Annotated in this window: 10 protein-coding genes and 1 pseudogene; 6 read left to right on the plus strand and 5 right to left on the minus strand. The window is 73.8% G+C overall.

Features of this window, described 5'->3' with window-relative positions; genetic code table 11:
• The first annotated feature begins 91 nt into the window (after window positions 1–91).
• On the plus strand, window positions 92–1054 hold the full coding sequence (locus tag AC3CF1_RS17955; protein WP_488450886.1) for a GlxA family transcriptional regulator: 963 nt from the start codon (window positions 92–94) through the stop codon (window positions 1052–1054).
• A 7-nt stretch (window positions 1055–1061) separates the two neighbouring features.
• On the opposite strand, the gene tilS is transcribed toward AC3CF1_RS17955, so the two are convergent.
• The 3 genes and pseudogenes from tilS to dacB all read right to left on the minus strand — a co-directional run bounded on the left by tilS (window position 1062) and on the right by dacB (window position 4635).
• On the minus strand, window positions 1062–2054 hold the full coding sequence (gene tilS, locus AC3CF1_RS17960; RefSeq protein ID WP_488450887.1) for a tRNA lysidine(34) synthetase TilS: 993 nt from the start codon (window positions 2052–2054) through the stop codon (window positions 1062–1064).
• Window positions 2055–2064: 10 nt separating this feature from the next.
• Window positions 2065–3135, minus strand: coding sequence for a zinc-dependent metalloprotease (locus AC3CF1_RS17965; RefSeq protein ID WP_088950548.1), 1071 nt, complete (start codon window positions 3133–3135; stop codon window positions 2065–2067).
• 103 nt (window positions 3136–3238) lie between these two features.
• Window positions 3239–4635 (minus strand): annotated as a pseudogene (gene dacB / locus AC3CF1_RS17970) (D-alanyl-D-alanine carboxypeptidase/D-alanyl-D-alanine endopeptidase).
• 686 nt (window positions 4636–5321) lie between these two features.
• Here dacB and AC3CF1_RS17975 point away from each other — a divergent pair.
• Complete coding sequence (locus AC3CF1_RS17975) at window positions 5322–5828, plus strand: inorganic diphosphatase (protein ID WP_088950549.1); 507 nt, start codon at window positions 5322–5324, stop codon at window positions 5826–5828.
• A 32-nt stretch (window positions 5829–5860) separates the two neighbouring features.
• Here AC3CF1_RS17975 and eccD read toward each other — a convergent pair whose 3' ends face one another.
• A complete protein-coding gene (gene eccD / locus AC3CF1_RS17980) occupies window positions 5861–7264 on the minus strand; it encodes a type VII secretion integral membrane protein EccD (protein ID WP_488450888.1) in 1404 nt (467 codons plus the stop codon).
• A gap of 101 nt (window positions 7265–7365) precedes the next feature.
• Here eccD and eccCa point away from each other — a divergent pair, with 101 nt between their 5' ends.
• From eccCa to AC3CF1_RS18000, 4 genes are all read left to right on the plus strand, one after another.
• Window positions 7366–11349: a type VII secretion protein EccCa gene (eccCa, locus tag AC3CF1_RS17985; RefSeq protein WP_488450889.1), complete on the plus strand. Its 3984-nt coding sequence runs from the start codon at window positions 7366–7368 to the stop codon at window positions 11347–11349.
• Window positions 11350–11423: 74 nt separating this feature from the next.
• Window positions 11424–12764, plus strand: coding sequence for a type VII secretion-associated serine protease mycosin (gene mycP / locus AC3CF1_RS17990; RefSeq protein ID WP_488450890.1), 1341 nt, complete (start codon window positions 11424–11426; stop codon window positions 12762–12764).
• Between the two features lie 52 nt (window positions 12765–12816).
• Window positions 12817–13608, plus strand: coding sequence for a phosphatase PAP2 family protein (locus tag AC3CF1_RS17995; protein WP_355160247.1), 792 nt, complete (start codon window positions 12817–12819; stop codon window positions 13606–13608).
• Between the two features lie 37 nt (window positions 13609–13645).
• The gene (locus tag AC3CF1_RS18000; protein ID WP_330464852.1) at window positions 13646–14353 is read left to right on the plus strand and encodes a phosphatase PAP2 family protein; all 708 of its coding nucleotides are present in this window, start codon (window positions 13646–13648) and stop codon (window positions 14351–14353) included.
• Window positions 14354–14367: 14 nt separating this feature from the next.
• Here the strand turns inward: AC3CF1_RS18000 and AC3CF1_RS18005 are convergent, their stop codons facing one another.
• Window positions 14368–15546 carry a MarP family serine protease gene (locus tag AC3CF1_RS18005; RefSeq protein ID WP_099849154.1) on the minus strand — a complete coding sequence of 393 codons (1179 nt, stop codon included), beginning with the start codon at window positions 15544–15546 and terminating at the stop codon, window positions 14368–14370.
• Window positions 15547–15549 lie beyond the last annotated feature (3 nt).

A 15549-nucleotide genomic window follows, 5' to 3' on the forward strand; every position in this document is an offset into this window, starting at 1 on the left:
GACCAGTCTGCGACCACTCACGCCGACCGGACAGTGGCAGCAATGCCATTGGTCATCGATTTACTGCCACCCGTCGGGTTACCCTCGTCACATGCTCCGGTCCATCGCCGTTCTCGCTCTCGACCAGGTCGCCCCCTTCGAGCTCGGCGTGCTCGCCGAGGTGTTCGGCACCGACCGCACCGCCGACGGTTTCCCCGGCTACCGCTTCCAGGTGTGCAGCCCCGACGGTGCTCCGGTGCGTACGTCGTCCGGCTTCCACCTCACCCCGCACGCCGACCTCGGCCCGGTCGACGAGGCCGACCTGGTGGCCATCCCCGCGCACAGCCAGGGCACCACCGTTCCCGGCCCGGTGCTGGACGCGCTGCGCCGAGCCGACGCGCGCGGGGCGCACCTGTTCAGCGTCTGCTCGGGCGCCTTCCTGCTCGGCGAGGCCGGCCTGCTCGACGGCCGGGAGTGCACGACCCACTGGCGGTACGTGGACGAGCTGCAACGCCGCCACCCGCTCGCCCGGGTGCGCTGCAACTCGCTCTACGTCCAGGACGGTCGCCTGCTCACCAGTGCAGGCACCGCGGCCGGCATCGACGCCTGCCTGCACCTGATCCGTCAGGAGCACGGCTCGGCCACCGCGACCCGACTGGCCCGGCGGATGGTGGTTCCGCCGCACCGCGACGGCGGTCAGTCCCAGTACGTCGAGGCGCCCATCCCGAAGGCACCCGAGGCACCGACCCTGGAGCCGGTGCTGGAGTGGCTGATGGGTCACCTGGACCGGGCGATCACGGTGGAGGAGCTGGCCGCCCGTGCCGGGATGGCGCCTCGCACGTTCGCCCGCCGTTTCCGCGCCGAGACCGGCACCACCCCGCACGACTGGCTCACCAACCAGCGGGTGCTCCTCGCCCGACGGCTGCTCGAAGAGACCCCGTTGAGCGTGGAGGCGGTCGCCGACCAGGCCGGCTTCGGCGACGCTGCGGCGCTGCGGCACCACTTCAGCCGCCGGGTCGGTGCGACCCCGCACAGCTACCGGGCCACCTTCCGGGACCGGGCGCACAGCGCCTGACCAGGACTCAGCCCGGGATGACGGGTGACAGTCGGTCGGCGCGACGGAGCACCCGGACACCGCCCGGCAGATCGGTCGGGCCCTGGCCGTGCCAGTCGGTGACGAGCGCGTCCAGGGCGGTGACGTGCCGGTGGGACAGCGCTCCCGGCAGGGCGCCCAGATCACGCGCCCACGAGTGCAGCACCCGGCCACGCACCGCGGGGGCCAGAGCGGCCAGCGCGGGCACGGAGAGCCCTCCATCGGGACACCGGGCCGCCGCCAGCGCCGTCGCGGCCACCTCGTCCAGCGCGGCATTGTCGGCCGCCACCAGCCGGGCGGTACGCGCGAGGTTGTCCACCACGCCGGGACCGAGCGCGCGTACCAGCGCCGGCAGCAGGTCGGCCCGCACCCGGGACCGGGCGTACGACGGGTCGGCGTTGTGCGGGTCCTGCCATGGGCTCAGCCCCAGCACGGCGCACGCGGCCCGTGTCTGGTCCCGGCTGATCTCCAGCAGCGGGCGCAGCAGCGGCACACCGTCCAACTCCCGCCGGGCGGGCATCCCGGCCAACCCGCGGGGGCCGGCGCCCCGGGCAAGGGCGAGCAGCACCGTCTCCGCCTGGTCGTCGCGGGTGTGCCCGGTCAGCACCGCTACCGCGTTCTGCTGTTGGGCCGCCTCGGCCAATGCCTCGTAGCGGGCCTCCCGGGCGGCCGCCTCCGGCCCACCTGGGCGCCCGGCCACCTCCACCGGCACCACGCTCGTCGACGAGAACCCGACCTCGCGGCCCCAGGCGGCCACCGCCTCGGCGCGCTCGGTGGAGCCGTCCTGCAAGCCGTGGTCGACGGTGACGAGCACCGCGCTGCGGCCCATCCGAGGCGCCACGAACACGGTGGCTGCCGCGAGGGCGAGCGAGTCGGCGCCGCCGGAGCAGGCGACCAGCACCGGCCCGTCGGACGACAGACCGGTCAGAGCGCGGCGAACCGCCACCCGGATCGCGGCCACCGGCGGGGCGAGCGCGGCCACCGACGGGTGATCAGCCAGCGGCCGGGATGGTGCCGGCCGGGCCGTGCACCCGGGCGACCCAGGCGTCCGGGTCACCCAACTCCGACAGCCGGGGCAGGGTGAGCGGCGAGTTGAAGATCGAGTTGAACCCCTCCATGCCGACCCGTTCCACCACACCGTGGACGAACTTGCGTCCCTCGGCGTACTGACGCATCTTGACGTCCACCCCGAGCAGCCGGCGGATCGCCTTCTCCACCGGGTTGCCCGCCTCCCGGCGCCGGTTGAACGACGCCCGGATCCGCTCCACGCTTGGGATCACCTGGGGGCCGACGCCGTCCATGACGAACTCGGCGTGCCCCTCCAGCAGGGTCATCAGCGCGGTGAGACGGTCCAGTACGGCCCTCTGCGCGGGGGTCTGCACGATGTCCAGCACGCTCGTGCGGCTGTCCGGGTCGCGGACGACGTCGGACAGCGTGGAAACGCCCCGCCGCAGGCGCTCGACCATGTGCTCGCCGCCGCTGGACGAGGCATCCACGAAGGCCTGCACCTCGCTCAGGAAGTACGCGCGCATCCACGGGACCGCCGTGAACTGGGTGCGGTGGGTCACCTCGTGCAGGCAGACCCAGAGCCGGAAGTCCCGGGGGTCGGCGCCGAGCTTGCGCTCCACCTCGACGATGTTCGGTGCGACCAGCAGCAGTTGGCCCGGGTCGGCCGAGAAGACCTCGTACTGGCCGAGCACCCGGCCGGAGAGGTACGCCAGCACGGTGCCGGCCTGGACGCCGGTCAACCGGGACCCGATCGCCTCGGTCAACGCGCCCGGCTGCTTGTCACCGGAGAGCCGGCTCACCAGCGGAGTGATCACCTCGCGGAGACCGGCGATGTTTGTCGCGGCCCAGTCACGCCGGTCGACCACCCGCACCGGCGGGTGCGCCACCTGCGCCTTCAGCCCCGTGTAGTCGGCCACGTGCCCGGCCGCCTCGTCGGTCAGCCGACGCAGGTCACCGACCACGTCGGTGGCCTCGGTGTACGACACCCGGGGGCCCGACTTGCTCAGCGCCCCCGCGGTGGCGGCGGCCAGATCCCAGTCCACGAACTGCGCCATGGACCCACCGTACCCGCGCCGCGACACCCCGGCCCGGCCTCGCGCCCTCGATCGACGCCGATGGCGGTGGCCGGCAGGCGCGGAGACCCGCGACCGGCGACGGTCAGCGGCAGCCGCAGCCGGCCAGGGCGGCGGCGATCCGGTCCAGCGCCGGTTGGGCGGTTTCCTTGCCGCCCGGCACCTGGTCGGTGAGCACCGCGAAGGTGAGCAGCCGACCGTCGGCGGTGGTGACCAGGCCCGCGATGGAGTGCACGGCGGTCAGCGTGCCGGTCTTGGCCCGGACACTGCCCGCACCGGGAGCGGTGCCGGGTGCGGTGCGGTAGCGCTCGTCCAAGGTCCCGGACCAGCCGCCCACCGGCAGACCACCGAACACGCCGGCCAACTCCGGGTGGTCCGGGCTGGCCGCCAGCCGGACCAGGTCGGTCAGCAGCGACGGGCTGATCCGGTTGCGTCGGGACAGCCCGCTGCCGTCGGAGAGGGTGATCTCGTCCGCCGGCAGGCCCAGCTCGGCCACCTCCGCGTCCATCGCGGCGGCGCCCCGTCGAACGAGGCCGGCTGGTTGCGGGCCAGCGCGACCTGACGGGCCAGCGCCTCGGCCACCAGGTTGTCGCTCTCACTGATCATGATGTCGACCATCCGGATCAGCGGTGGGGACTGCACCACGCCCAACTCGGTGCCCGGTGCCGGGGTGCCACCGGCGGCGGCCTGGGCCGGCGCCGCGCCACGCTTCACGGCGTCGGTGGGCACGCCGAGCAGTCGGGCGAACGACTTGCCGGCGGCCAGGTCCGGCTCGGCGAAGCGCTCGGCGGCCCCGTGTTCGGCGCCCGGGTCCCTGCGCCCGCCGTCGGTCATCAACGCGGTCACCGCGCCCCCGGACCCGCCGGTGGGGATGTCGGCGTCCCAGCCCGGGCCGTAGACCGGGCCGGAATAGACCGAGCCGTCCACTGTCACGCTGGTCGGGGTGGTGCCGCCGAGCGCGGTACGCACCTGGGCGGCCAGGTCGTCGAGGCGCGCAGCTCCCGGGTAGTAGCCCTTCTTGTCGATCGCCAGGGTCGGGTCGCCGCCCCCGATGATCACCACTTCGCCGGCCTTCGCGCCGGCCACCGCGCGAGTGGGTATCCGGTAACCGGGTTCCCGGGCCGCCAGGACGGTCACCGCGGTCGCCAGCTTGGTCACCGAGGCGGGCACGGTGCCGTCGTCCGCCCCCTTGGCGAACAGCGTCTGGCCGGAGATCACGTCGGCCACCGAGACGTTCACCCGGCTGCCCAGGACGGCGGCACCGACCAGCGGGTCGAGCGCGGCACGTACCCCGTCGGGGGTGGGCACCGGGGCGTTCGGGTCCGGGCCGGCCAGCACGTCCGACGGGTTGGGCTCCGGGGTCGCCCCGGCGGCGTTCGACGCAGACTCGGGCTCGTCGCCCAGCCACCCGGCGACCGGGCCGGGCCGGGCGACGACGACTCCGACGCCGGCGAGCACCAGCAGCAGCACGACCGCCAACACCACAGGTAGCCGCCGGCGGCCCGACGCGACGGGCGCGGACGCCGGCCCGGCGTCAGCGGGCCCGGGCAGTGCGGAGATCGGCGGACCCAGCGGTGGGACTCGACCGGGGTCACTCGGACCGGGGCCCTGCGGGCCGGTCGGTGCCGGACTGACCGGAACCGAAGCGCTCCCACGCGAAGGGCCGCCCGAGGCGGGGCTGACCGGAACCGAGGCGCTCCCACGCGACGGACCGCCCGCGGGGCTGACCGGAACCGGGGCGCTGCCGCGCGATGAACCGCTCACCGGCCGGTCGCCACCGACCACCGGAAAGCGACCCGGATTCGGGCTGGGCGAGGGCGACCCGGTCGGCGAGCGCCAGGGCAGCGGCGCGGGCCGCTCGGGCATCCGCTCCGAGCCCGGATTCGCCGGCTCGGGGGCCCGTGGGAGGTGGGCGTCAGGCACCGGGACCCGCCCCGTCGCACCGCCGGATCCGGATCGTCCGGTACCGTGCGCGGAGCCCCCGTCCGGGCGGTAGTGTGAATCTTCCCTCCCCACGACCCCCTCCTCCCCCAGCGAAAATCGGCTTGGGTGACACTACTTCGGTCCGAAGACTATGCGGCGGCCGGAGTCGGCGGGTGGGCATTCACCTGTCCGGAGGGGCGCCAGTGGTTCCGTTAGCCAGCGTGGGCAGACGAGGGAGCGTGCAGATGGATTTCGACGTGACGGTTGAGATCCCCAAAGGTCACCGGAACAAGTACGAGGTGGACCACAAGACCGGCCGGATCCGGCTGGATCGCACCCTCTTCACCTCGACTCAGTACCCGGCCGACTACGGGTTCATCGAGGGCACTCTGGGCGAGGACGGCGACCCGCTGGACGCGCTGGTGCTCGTCCCCGAGCCGACCTTCCCGGGCTGCCTGATCCGCTGCCGCACCATCGGCATGTTCCGGATGACCGACGAGAAGGGCGGGGACGACAAGGTCCTCTGCGTGCCCTACGAGGATCCTCGCCAGGAGCACCTGCGCGACATCCACCACCTCGGCGAGTTCGACCGGCTGGAGATCCAGCACTTCTTCGAGGTGTACAAGGACCTGGAGCCCGGCAAGTCGGTGGAGGGCGCGACCTGGGTCGGCCGCACCGAGGCCGAGGCCGAGGTCCACGCCTCCTACAAGCGGGCCAGGGACGCTGAGGCACGCGGCGAATCCATGCACTGACCGACAGCTGACGCACCGGGCCCGGGGGCCGCTCAACCGAGCAGCCCCCGGGCCCGGTCGTACAGGTCGAGCACCGCGCAGGCGATCGGCACCACGGCGACCACCAGGGCCGTGTCGGTGAGGTCCGCGACCCTTCCGACGTACGGGGAGACCGGCCGACGGGCGTACGAGGTGCCGGCCGCGACGGCCACCAGGGCCAGCGCCGCACCGCCCAGGACCAGCGCCAGCCGCCCCGTGTCGTCGGCCCGGCCGACAAGTGCCGCGCCCAGCACCGCGTAGCCGGCCAGCCCGGCGAGCACCGTCGGGACCCGGTGTCGCAGTGCCACGAACAGCCGCGACCGCAGCAGCAGCACGGCCGAGGTGACCGCCACGAGCACCCGGCCGGCCGTTCCGCCGACCGCCCCGAGGACGACCGCCGCGGCCACCGCCAGCAGGGCGTGCCCGATCAACATCCCGGTGAGCATCTCCTCGGTGCGGGTCACCGCGGCGTGTACCCGGCTCCGGTCCGGCAGGTCCCGGGCCCGCTCCGGCTCTTCGGCGGGGGCCGAGGTCGGCAGCGTGATGGGCGGCAGGGGCAACTTGCCCAGCCGGATGGCCAGCAGCGGGATCACGCCGACGGCGAAGACCAGTGCGCTGAGCAGCACCGCCGCCGTGCCGGCCGGGGTCAGCAGCAGCCCGCCGAGCGCCGCGCAGGCGCCGGTCAGCCCGACCGTGACACCGGCCACGAAGACCCGCAGCCGGCTGGCCACCCCGAGCAGGCCGATCAACGCCACCAGCAGCAGCGCCACCGAGCCGGCCAGCAGCTCGGGAGCGCCCACCCAGCGGGCCGGCCCGAACGGTCCGACCGGGTCGCCGGAGCCGACCGCGAGGGCGCCGGCCGTGAACGCGTACGGCAGCGCGTAGCCGCCGAGCGTCGCCCCGGCGGTGCCGTCGCCGTTGGCGCGGGAGGCCACCGCGCCGGCCACGGTGAGCAGCAGCGCCACGGCAGCGGCCGCCAGCCAGCCAGGCCGGTACGTCGGCCCACCGGCGAACAGGGCGAGCAGCCCGACGGCGAGCGGCACGGCGGCACCGGCCAGACCGGCGGCCCGGGTGGCGGTGGGCGACCATGCGCCGCCCCGGCGACGGGCACCGTCGGCGATCGCCTCGACCACGTCGTCGTACTCCAGCTCGGGCCAGTGCGCGCGGGCCGGCACCAGGTGCAGCACCTCGCCGTCGCGGACGCCCTGGGGCAGCAGCGCCTGGGCGGTCGCGAGCAACGCGCCGTCGGTGCGGCGCAGGACCCAGCCGCCGTGCTGTTCGCCGTCGTCGGCCAGCCCGACACCGGCGTGCCGGAGCACGTCGGGCAGCAGCTCGGCCAGGGGCACCTGCTCCGGCAGGGCGACGTCCACCCGTCGTTGCGGCGCGCTGATGGTGACGCGGGCCAGCCCGGTAGTCATCGACTGGTCTCCATATCGAGGGGGATCGGAGGCTGCGCGGACGACAGGACTTTACCTACCATGAGTCCGGCTCGGGTTACCCAGCGCTGTCAGGAGGCCGAGTGTCCACCGTCGTCATCAAGCGTCCGCCACGTCGACCAGCGCCGGAGATCCCCGGCGGCGAGCTGCCGGTCGAGGCCCCACCGGAGATTCCCGTGGTGGCCGGCGGGCGGTGGCAGCAGATGCTCATGCTGCTGCCCATGCTCGGCGGCACGGTGGCGATGGCCATGATGTTCGGCCGGGGCGGTGGCGCCTACTCGTACGTGGTGGGTGGGATGTTCGGGCTCTCCTCGCTGGCGATGTTGGTGACGTCCTGGGGCAGCGCCTCCGGCACCCCGAAGAAGTCCGAGATGATGGCCGCCCGCAGGGAGTACCTGCGGCACCTGGCCACGCTGCGCCGGCGGGTACGGCGGACCGCCGGGCAGCAGCGGGCCGGGCTCTTCTACCGGCACCCGGACCCGGGCGGGCTCTGGTCGACGGTGGACAGCCACCGGGTCTGGGAACGGCGCCCCGCCGACCCGGACTTCGCGGTGGTGCGGGTTGCCGTCGGGCCACAGACACTGGCCACCCCGCTCGTCCCGCCGGTCACCCGGCCACTGGAGGAGCTGGAGCCGATGACCGCCGGCGCGTTGCGTCGCTTCCTGGACGCGTACTCCGTGGTGCCGGACCTGCCGGTGGCGCTGTCGCTGCGCAGCTTCGCCCGGGTGCACGTCCGGCCTGCCGGCCGCACCGGGGGTGGCGGGCCGGCCACCAGCGGGCCGCCCACCGGCGACCCGGGGGCGCAGGCGCTGGTCCGGGCCGTGCTGACCCAGCTGGCGGTCTTCCACGCCCCCGACGAGCTGCTCGTCGCGGTGTGCGCGGGACCGGAACGCCGCGCCTGCTGGGAGTGGGTGAAATGGCTCCCGCACGCCCACCACCCCAGCCGCACCGACGCGCTCGGCCCGGTACGCCTGGTGACCAGCTCCGCCGCCGAGCTGGAAGCGCTGCTGGCCGACGTGCTGGCCAGCCGCTCCCGGTTCAGCCCGGCCGGCCCGGCCACCGACGGCCCGCACGTGGTGGTGGTCCTCGACGGCGGCGAACTGACCGGGGCCAGTGACCTGACCGGTGACGGCGGCATCGACGCGGTCACCGTGCTGGACCTGGACACTCCGCCGCCCCGGCTGCTCGACCGGTACGCGCTGCTGCTTGAGCTGCACGGCCGGAGACTGCACTCGCGGTCGTCCGACGGGCATGCCGAGGTGGGCATCGCCGACCAGCTCGACCTCGCCGACGCCGAGGCGGTCGCCCGACGGTTGGCGCCGCTCCGGCTCGCCGGTACGGCACGCGGGCCGGACGCCCCGCTCCAGGCCGACCTGGGCCTTCCCGAGCTGCTCGGTCTCGGCGACCCGGAGAGCTTCACGGCCGAGCAGGGCTGGCTGCCCCGCTCGGCGCGGGAGCGGCTGCGGGTGCCGATCGGGGTGGGCACCGACGGCGGTGCCATCGAGCTGGACCTCAAGGAGTCCGCCCAGGACGGGATGGGCCCGCACGGCCTGCTCATCGGGGCGACCGGTTCCGGCAAGTCCGAGCTGCTCCGCACGCTGGTGCTGGGGTTGGCCGCCACGCACAGCTCCGAGCAGCTCAACTTCGTGCTGGTCGACTTCAAGGGTGGGGCCACCTTCGCCTCGTTCGACCGGCTGCCGCACACCGCAGCCGTGATCACCAACCTGGCCGACGCGTTGCCCCTGGTCGACCGGATGGTCGACGCCATCAACGGGGAGCTGGTCCGCCGGCAGGAGCTGCTGCGGCGCGCCGGCAACTTCGCCAGCGTGCGCGACTACGAGCGGGCCCGGGCGGCCGGCAGCCCACTGGCCCCGCTGCCGTCGCTGCTGCTGATCTGCGACGAGTTCTCCGAACTGCTCTCCGCCAAGCCCGACTTCATCGACCTGTTCGTGCAGATCGGCCGGCTGGGCCGGTCCCTCGGTGTGCACCTGCTGCTCGCCAGTCAGCGACTTGAGGAGGGACGGCTTCGCGGGCTGGACACCCATCTGTCGTACCGGATCGGACTGCGTACCTTCTCCGCACTGGAGTCCCGCACGGTGCTCGGGGTGCCGGACGCGCACGAGCTGCCCCGCTCGCCCGGCCACGGCTACCTGCGCGCCGGCACCGACCCGCTGGCCCGGTTCAAGGCCGCGTACGTATCCGGTGCCGTCCGCCGTCGGAGCGCGACGGCCGGCGTCGTCGTCGAGGGCGGCGCGCGGCTGCTCACCTTCACCACCCACGTCGTGCCGGTGCCCGAGCCGACCACCCCGGTCGTGCCCGTCGTTCCCGAGGATGAGGGCAGGGGCACACTGCTCGACCTGCTGGTGGACCGGCTCGTCGGGCAGGGCCCACCGGCGCACCAGGTCTGGCTCCCGCCGCTCGGTCAGCCGCCGACCCTGGACGAGCTGCTCGGCCCGGTCGAGGTGGACCCGCAACGCGGCCTGACAGTGGGCAACCCGGAGCTGCACGGCGCACTCGGCGTGCCGCTGGCCGTCGTGGACAAGCCGTTGGAGCAACGCCGGGACCTGCTCTGGCTGGCCCTGGACGGCGCCGCCGGGCACGTCGCGCTGGTCGGCGCGCCGCAGAGCGGCAAGTCCACAGCGCTGCGCACGCTGATCTGCGCGCTGGCGCTCACCCACACACCGGCCGAGGTGCAGGTCTACTGCCTGGACTTCGGTGGCGGCGGGTTGGCCGCGCTGCGCGACCTTCCGCACGTGGGCGGGGTCACCGGCCGGGCCGACCCGACCGCCGTCCGGCGCACCGTCGGCGAGATGACCACCCTGCTGGCCGACCGGGAGCGCCGCTTCGCGGAGCTGGGCGTGGAGTCGATGGCCACGTACCGGCAGCGCCGCGCCGCGGCGGGAACGACCAACCAGCCGGGCACCGACCCGTTCGGTGACGTGTTCCTGGTGATCGACGGTTGGAGCGCCGTCCGAGGCGAGTACGACGACCTGGAACCCCTGGTCACCGACCTGGCCACCCGGGGCCTGTCGTACGGGCTGCACGTGGTCGCCACCGCTCTGCGCTGGCTGGACTTCCGCCCGGCGATCCGGGACCTGTTCGGCTCCCGCCTGGAGTTGCGCCTCGGCGACCCGTCCGACTCGCTCGTGGCCAGGCGTGCGGCGGTGAACGTGCCGGAGCGCCCGGGTCGAGGGGTGACCGCGGAGGGGCTGCACTTCCTCACCGCGCTACCTCAGCTCGCCGCCACCGACGGGGACACCGCCGACCTGGTCAAGCGGGCTGCCGACGGGTGGGCGGGTCCTCCGGCGCCCCGGGTCCGGCTGCTCCCGCCCGTGCTGCCGTACGCCGATCTGGACCTCGCCGCGACGACCGGGCTGCGCTTGCCGATCGGGATCGCGGAGGCGGACCTGCGCCCGGTGCTGCTCGACTTCGCCACCGAGCCACATTTCGTGATCTTCGGGGACTCGGAGTGCGGCAAGTCCTCGTTCCTCCGCGCGCTGGCCACGTCGATCACCACCCGGTTCACTCCCGAGCAGGCCCGGGTGATCCTGGTCGACTACCGGCGCAGCCTGCTGGGCGCCATCGAGACGCCACACCTGATCGGGTACGGCACCGCTGCGGCGCACACCGCCGAGCTGGTCGAGTCGGCCGCCGGCTATCTGGAACGGCGGGCCCCCGGGCCGGAGGTCACCCCGCAACAGCTGCGGGACCGCTCCTGGTGGTCCGGCCCGGAGTTGTTCGTGCTGGTGGACGACTACGACCTGGTGGCGTCCGGTCCTGCGAACCCGCTGCGGGCGCTGGAGGAGCATCTGCCGCACGCCCGTGACGTCGGGCTGCACCTGGTGCTGGCCCGTCGCTCCGGTGGCGCGGGCCGTGCCCAGTACGAGCCGATCGTGCAGCGACTGCGGGAGCTGTCCACCGCTGGTCTGGTGATGGCGGGCAGCCCCGAGGAGGGCGCACTCGTCGGATCGGTGCGACCCGGTCCGCTGCCGCCGGGCCGTGGCCGACTGGTCACCCGGCGAGAGGGCGTACGCCTCGTTCAGCTCGCGCAACTTCCGCCACCGTGACCTGACTCGCCGGTTCTTCCCGTGACAGGTGGGGAAACCGGTAATCTCCGATCGTCATGGTTCCGTCGGGATGAATGGCTGAGGATGTGACTGGGGTTCGGCACAGCGGTCCGTCAGTGGCCCGCCGGACGGCAGGCCGGGCGCTGCTCGGTGTGGCCGCGGCGCTCGCTGTCGTGGCCCCGACCGCGGCGGCCGCCCCCGTCGCCGTGCCCACCAACGGCGGACAGCTCGCCGGCGCGCCGATGGCGTTCGCCCCCGGTGACACCGTCACCCGCACCGACCAGGTCCGCGACGAGCAGTGGCAGCTCGACGAGTTGCGGGCCGACACGGCCTGGCGCAGCTCGACCGGCCGGGGCGTGATCGTCGCGGTGGTCGACTCCGGAGTGGACGGCAATCATCCCGACCTGGTCGGCCAGGTGCTGCCCGGAAAGGATCTGGTCGGCCCCGAGGGTGGGGCTGGTCCGGATCCGGTGGGGCACGGCACGACGGTCGCCGGCCTGATCGCCGGGCGCAGCGACGACAAACGAGGCGTGGTGGGCCTGGCACCGGACGCCCGGATCCTGCCGGTCCGGGTGCTCGACGAGCAGAACCGCTACGACGACGCGTTGATCGTCGCCCAGGGGGTCCGCTGGGCCGTCGACAACGGCGCCCGCGTGATCAACCTGTCGCTGGGCGGCAGCGGCGACAGCCCGGCCCTGGCAGCGGCCCTGGACTACGCGTTCGTGCGGGACGTGGTCGTGATCGCCTGCACCGGCAACCTGGCGACCTCCACGAGCACCAAGGTCTGGTACCCGGCCCGCGAGCCGGGCGTGATCGCGGTCGCCGGCCTCGAACGCAGCAGCGACAACCTGTGGTCCGGGTCGATCACCGGCCAGGCGACGGTGCTCACCGCTCCCGCCAGCGGGCTCGTCGGCGCCAAGTCTCCCGACGGGTACTGGCGGGTGCAGGGCACCAGCTTCGCCGCGCCACTGGTGACGGCCACCGCCGCGCTGGTCCGCTCCCGCTACCCGCAGATGCCCGCTGGCGAGGTCGTCAACCGGTTGCTGGCCACCGCCCGGGACCTCGGCCCGACCGGGCGGGACGACCGCTTCGGGTACGGGGTGGTCGACCCGGTGGCCGCGCTGACCGCGCAGGTGCCGCCGGTGACCGCCAACCCACTGGACGACCAGACGTCGCCGGGCGTGACGGGTTTCGGCCCCGCCCCCGGCTCGGCCGACGACGAGCCGGTGGCCGGCGCCGGCAGCGACCCACTCGGTCTCGCCGCACCCCGCCAGCAGACCAGGTGGACGGCCCGGGCGGCGGGCGGCCAGGACACCTCGGCACCGGAACAGCTGTGGACCGGAGTCGTGCTCCTCGTCGCCCTGGTCGGGGGCGCCGCCCTGGTGGTGCGCCGGCTCCGGCAACGGGCCCGCTGATCGCTGCCCACCGTCAGGCCTGACCGACCGCCAGGTCGGGTAGAACCGACCCATGAGTACGCATCCGCCGTCCACCCTCGCCCCCGCCGGCCAGCCGTCCTGGCGGCGGCGCCGACTTGATCCGGACCATTCGCTGGGTCTGCGGCTGACCCTGGCCGCGACGGCGGCGTTCCTGGTGCTGGTGCCCTTCGCGCTGCTCACACTGCTGGTGCTCGGCGCCTGGGCGCCGCTGCACCGGCTGGACACGGCGGTCACCCACGCGTTGCACGGCTACGCGCTCGACCACCCGGCCTGGGTCACGCTGATGCGGATCTGGACCGAGGTTTTCGCCCCGATGCCGCTGCGCGCCGTCGCACTGGTCCTGGTGATCTGGCTGCTGCGCCGGGGCGCCCGTCGGTTGGCCCTCTGGGCGACCACCACCATGGTGGTCGGTGGGCTGATCGGTCCGCTCCTCAAACTGCTCGTCGGCCGGGACCGGCCGGAGCTGCTGGACCCGGTGGCACGGGCCGCCGGTTACTCGTTCCCCTCCGGGCACGCGTCGAACGCCACCCTGGCCGCCGGGGTGTTTCTGCTGGTGTTCCTGCCGTTCGCCGGGCGGGGGGCGGCGCGGGTCGCGCTCTGGGCCGCCGCGCTGCTGATCACCGTGCTGACCGGGCTGAGCAGGGTGGCGCTCGGCGTGCACTTCGCCAGCGACGTGCTGGGTGGTTGGCTGCTCGCTGTGGCGGTGCTGGCGGCGACCACCGCCGCGTTCACCAGTTGGCGGGCGCACACCGGCCTCCGGCCGGTCCGACCGACCCGTGACGGCGTCGCTCCCGAGGTGGAGCGTCACCCGGGATCGGCCTGAGGCGTGCCGACGAGGTCGGCAGGGTAATGGGCGGCACATGTCCGAGACCGCGCTCCAGATCGTCCGCCGGGTGCTGCTGCCGGTGTCCCTCCTGCTCGGCGTCATGGTCCTGCTCGGGGTGCTGGTCACCCGCGTGTTCGCCCGAACCTGGCCGTTCACAGTGGAAGACGCGGTGAACCGGGAGTTGGCCGCCGACCGCACCGGCGGATGGAACGACGTCTCTCTGGTGTTCAGCACGCTGGCCAGCACCCAGATGATCGTCGTGGTCACGGTGTTGGTGGCGCTGGCGCTGCGGCTCTGGTTGAAGCGCTGGCGGGAGCCGCTGTTCCTGTGCGCGGCGGTGATCGCCCAGGCGCTGGTGTTCCTGCTGACCACGCTGGCGATCGACCGGCAGCGGCCGGCGGTGGAGCACATGGATGTCTCACCGCCCACGTCGAGCTTCCCGTCCGGGCACACCTCTGCGGCGGTGGCGCTCTACGTCGGCATTGCCGTGCTGATGGCGTTGCGGGCGCGCAGCACCGGGGCGAAGGTCGCCTGGTGGAGCCTGCTTTTGACGGTGCCGCTGGGGGTGGCGCTGACCCGGATGTACCGGGGGATGCACCACCCGAGCGACGTGGTGGCGTCCTTCCTCAACGGCGGCACCTGCGTCTTGATCATGGCTCGGGCCGTCCTCGACCGGGGTCTGCGGTGGGGGCGGGCGAAGCTGCCGACCGTGGGGCGGCCGGCGCTGTCGACCCGGAGCTGACCCCGCGCGGACTCTCAGGTGCACTCGCCGGTGGCGACCTGCCGGTTGCGTTCGGCACCGGCCAACGCCACCGGGCGGGCCTCCGCGGCGGTCACCGCGAAGCCGGTGTTCGGGTCGTCGGCCGCCGCCGCGAAGATCACGCCGAGCACCAGGCCGTTGGCGGAGAGCAGCGGGCCGCCGGAGTTACCGCTGCGAACCAGCGCTCGGATTGTGTAGATCTCCCGGGTGACGTCGCCGGACGAGTAGATGTCCGGGCCTTTGATCCGGTCGACGTCGCGGACCCGCGCCGACTGCGCGTTGTAGGGGCCGTCGAGCGGGAAGCCCAGCACGATGGCGTCGGAACCGCTGCCCGCGTTGCCGGCGGCGAACCGCAGGGACGGGCCGGGCAGCCCGGGCACGAGCAGCACGGCCAGGTCCCGGTCCGGGTCGTAGACCACCACCTTGCCGTCGTACCGCTCGCCGCCCAGCTCCACAGCGACCGAGCGGGTGCCGGCGACGACGTGCGCGTTGGTCATCACCCGGTCGTCGGCGTACACGAAACCGGAGCCCTCGATGCGGCGCGAGCAGCTGGGCGCCGAGCCGAGCACCTTGACGACCGACTTCTGGCCGTTGACGACGACCTGCGAGCCGGCCAGGGCCGGGTCCGGTGGGTCGACCTGCCGGGCCCGGGTGGGCGTGAGGTCACCGAAGACGTCCGGGAACCCGTCGGTGTCGACGGTGTCCTCCAACGCGGTCGACAACTGGTGGGCCTGCTCCGGCACGACCCGGTTGACCACCGAGATCAACGCGCTGTTGCGCACCGCGGCCGCGAGCCAGGGCACCGAGGACGAGCCGAGCGGCACCGCGACCAGCCAGGCGAGCAGCAGCACCGCGAGCAGTGAGACGAACGCCCCACCCACGTCGTCGACCCGTTTGCCCACGTCGCTGGTGATGGTCTTACGCAGGTGCGAGCCGAGCCAGCCGGCCAGCGCCTGCCCGACCACGGCCAACCCGAAGATCGCGACGAGCGAGATCAGCACGCGGGTGCCGGCATCCACGAACTGTCTGGCGAACAGCGGCCCGAGCTGGAGGCCCAGCAGCAGACCCAGGAAGAAGCCGGACAGCGACGTGATGCCGATGACGAAACCCTGGCGGTATCCGCTGATCGCGAACACGAGCATGAGCAGCAGGAGGACGAGATCCACGACGGACACGGG

The sequence above is a fragment of the Micromonospora sp. MGP-C2 genome, from assembly GCF_057766525.1.

Coding starts and splice junctions, on each gene's coding strand:
- AC3CF1_RS17965 (WP_088950548.1), bottom strand. CDS start 3,135: ATGGCGCAGTTCGTGGACTGGGATCTGGCCGCCGCCACCGCGGGGGCG.
- AC3CF1_RS17995 (WP_355160247.1), top strand. CDS start 12,817: ATGAGTACGCATCCGCCGTCCACCCTCGCCCCCGCCGGCCAGCCGTCC.
- AC3CF1_RS18000 (WP_330464852.1), top strand. CDS start 13,646: ATGTCCGAGACCGCGCTCCAGATCGTCCGCCGGGTGCTGCTGCCGGTG.
- AC3CF1_RS17975 (WP_088950549.1), top strand. CDS start 5,322: ATGGATTTCGACGTGACGGTTGAGATCCCCAAAGGTCACCGGAACAAG.
- mycP (WP_488450890.1), top strand. CDS start 11,424: ATGGCTGAGGATGTGACTGGGGTTCGGCACAGCGGTCCGTCAGTGGCC.
- eccD (WP_488450888.1), bottom strand. CDS start 7,264: ATGACTACCGGGCTGGCCCGCGTCACCATCAGCGCGCCGCAACGACGG.
- AC3CF1_RS17955 (WP_488450886.1), top strand. CDS start 92: ATGCTCCGGTCCATCGCCGTTCTCGCTCTCGACCAGGTCGCCCCCTTC.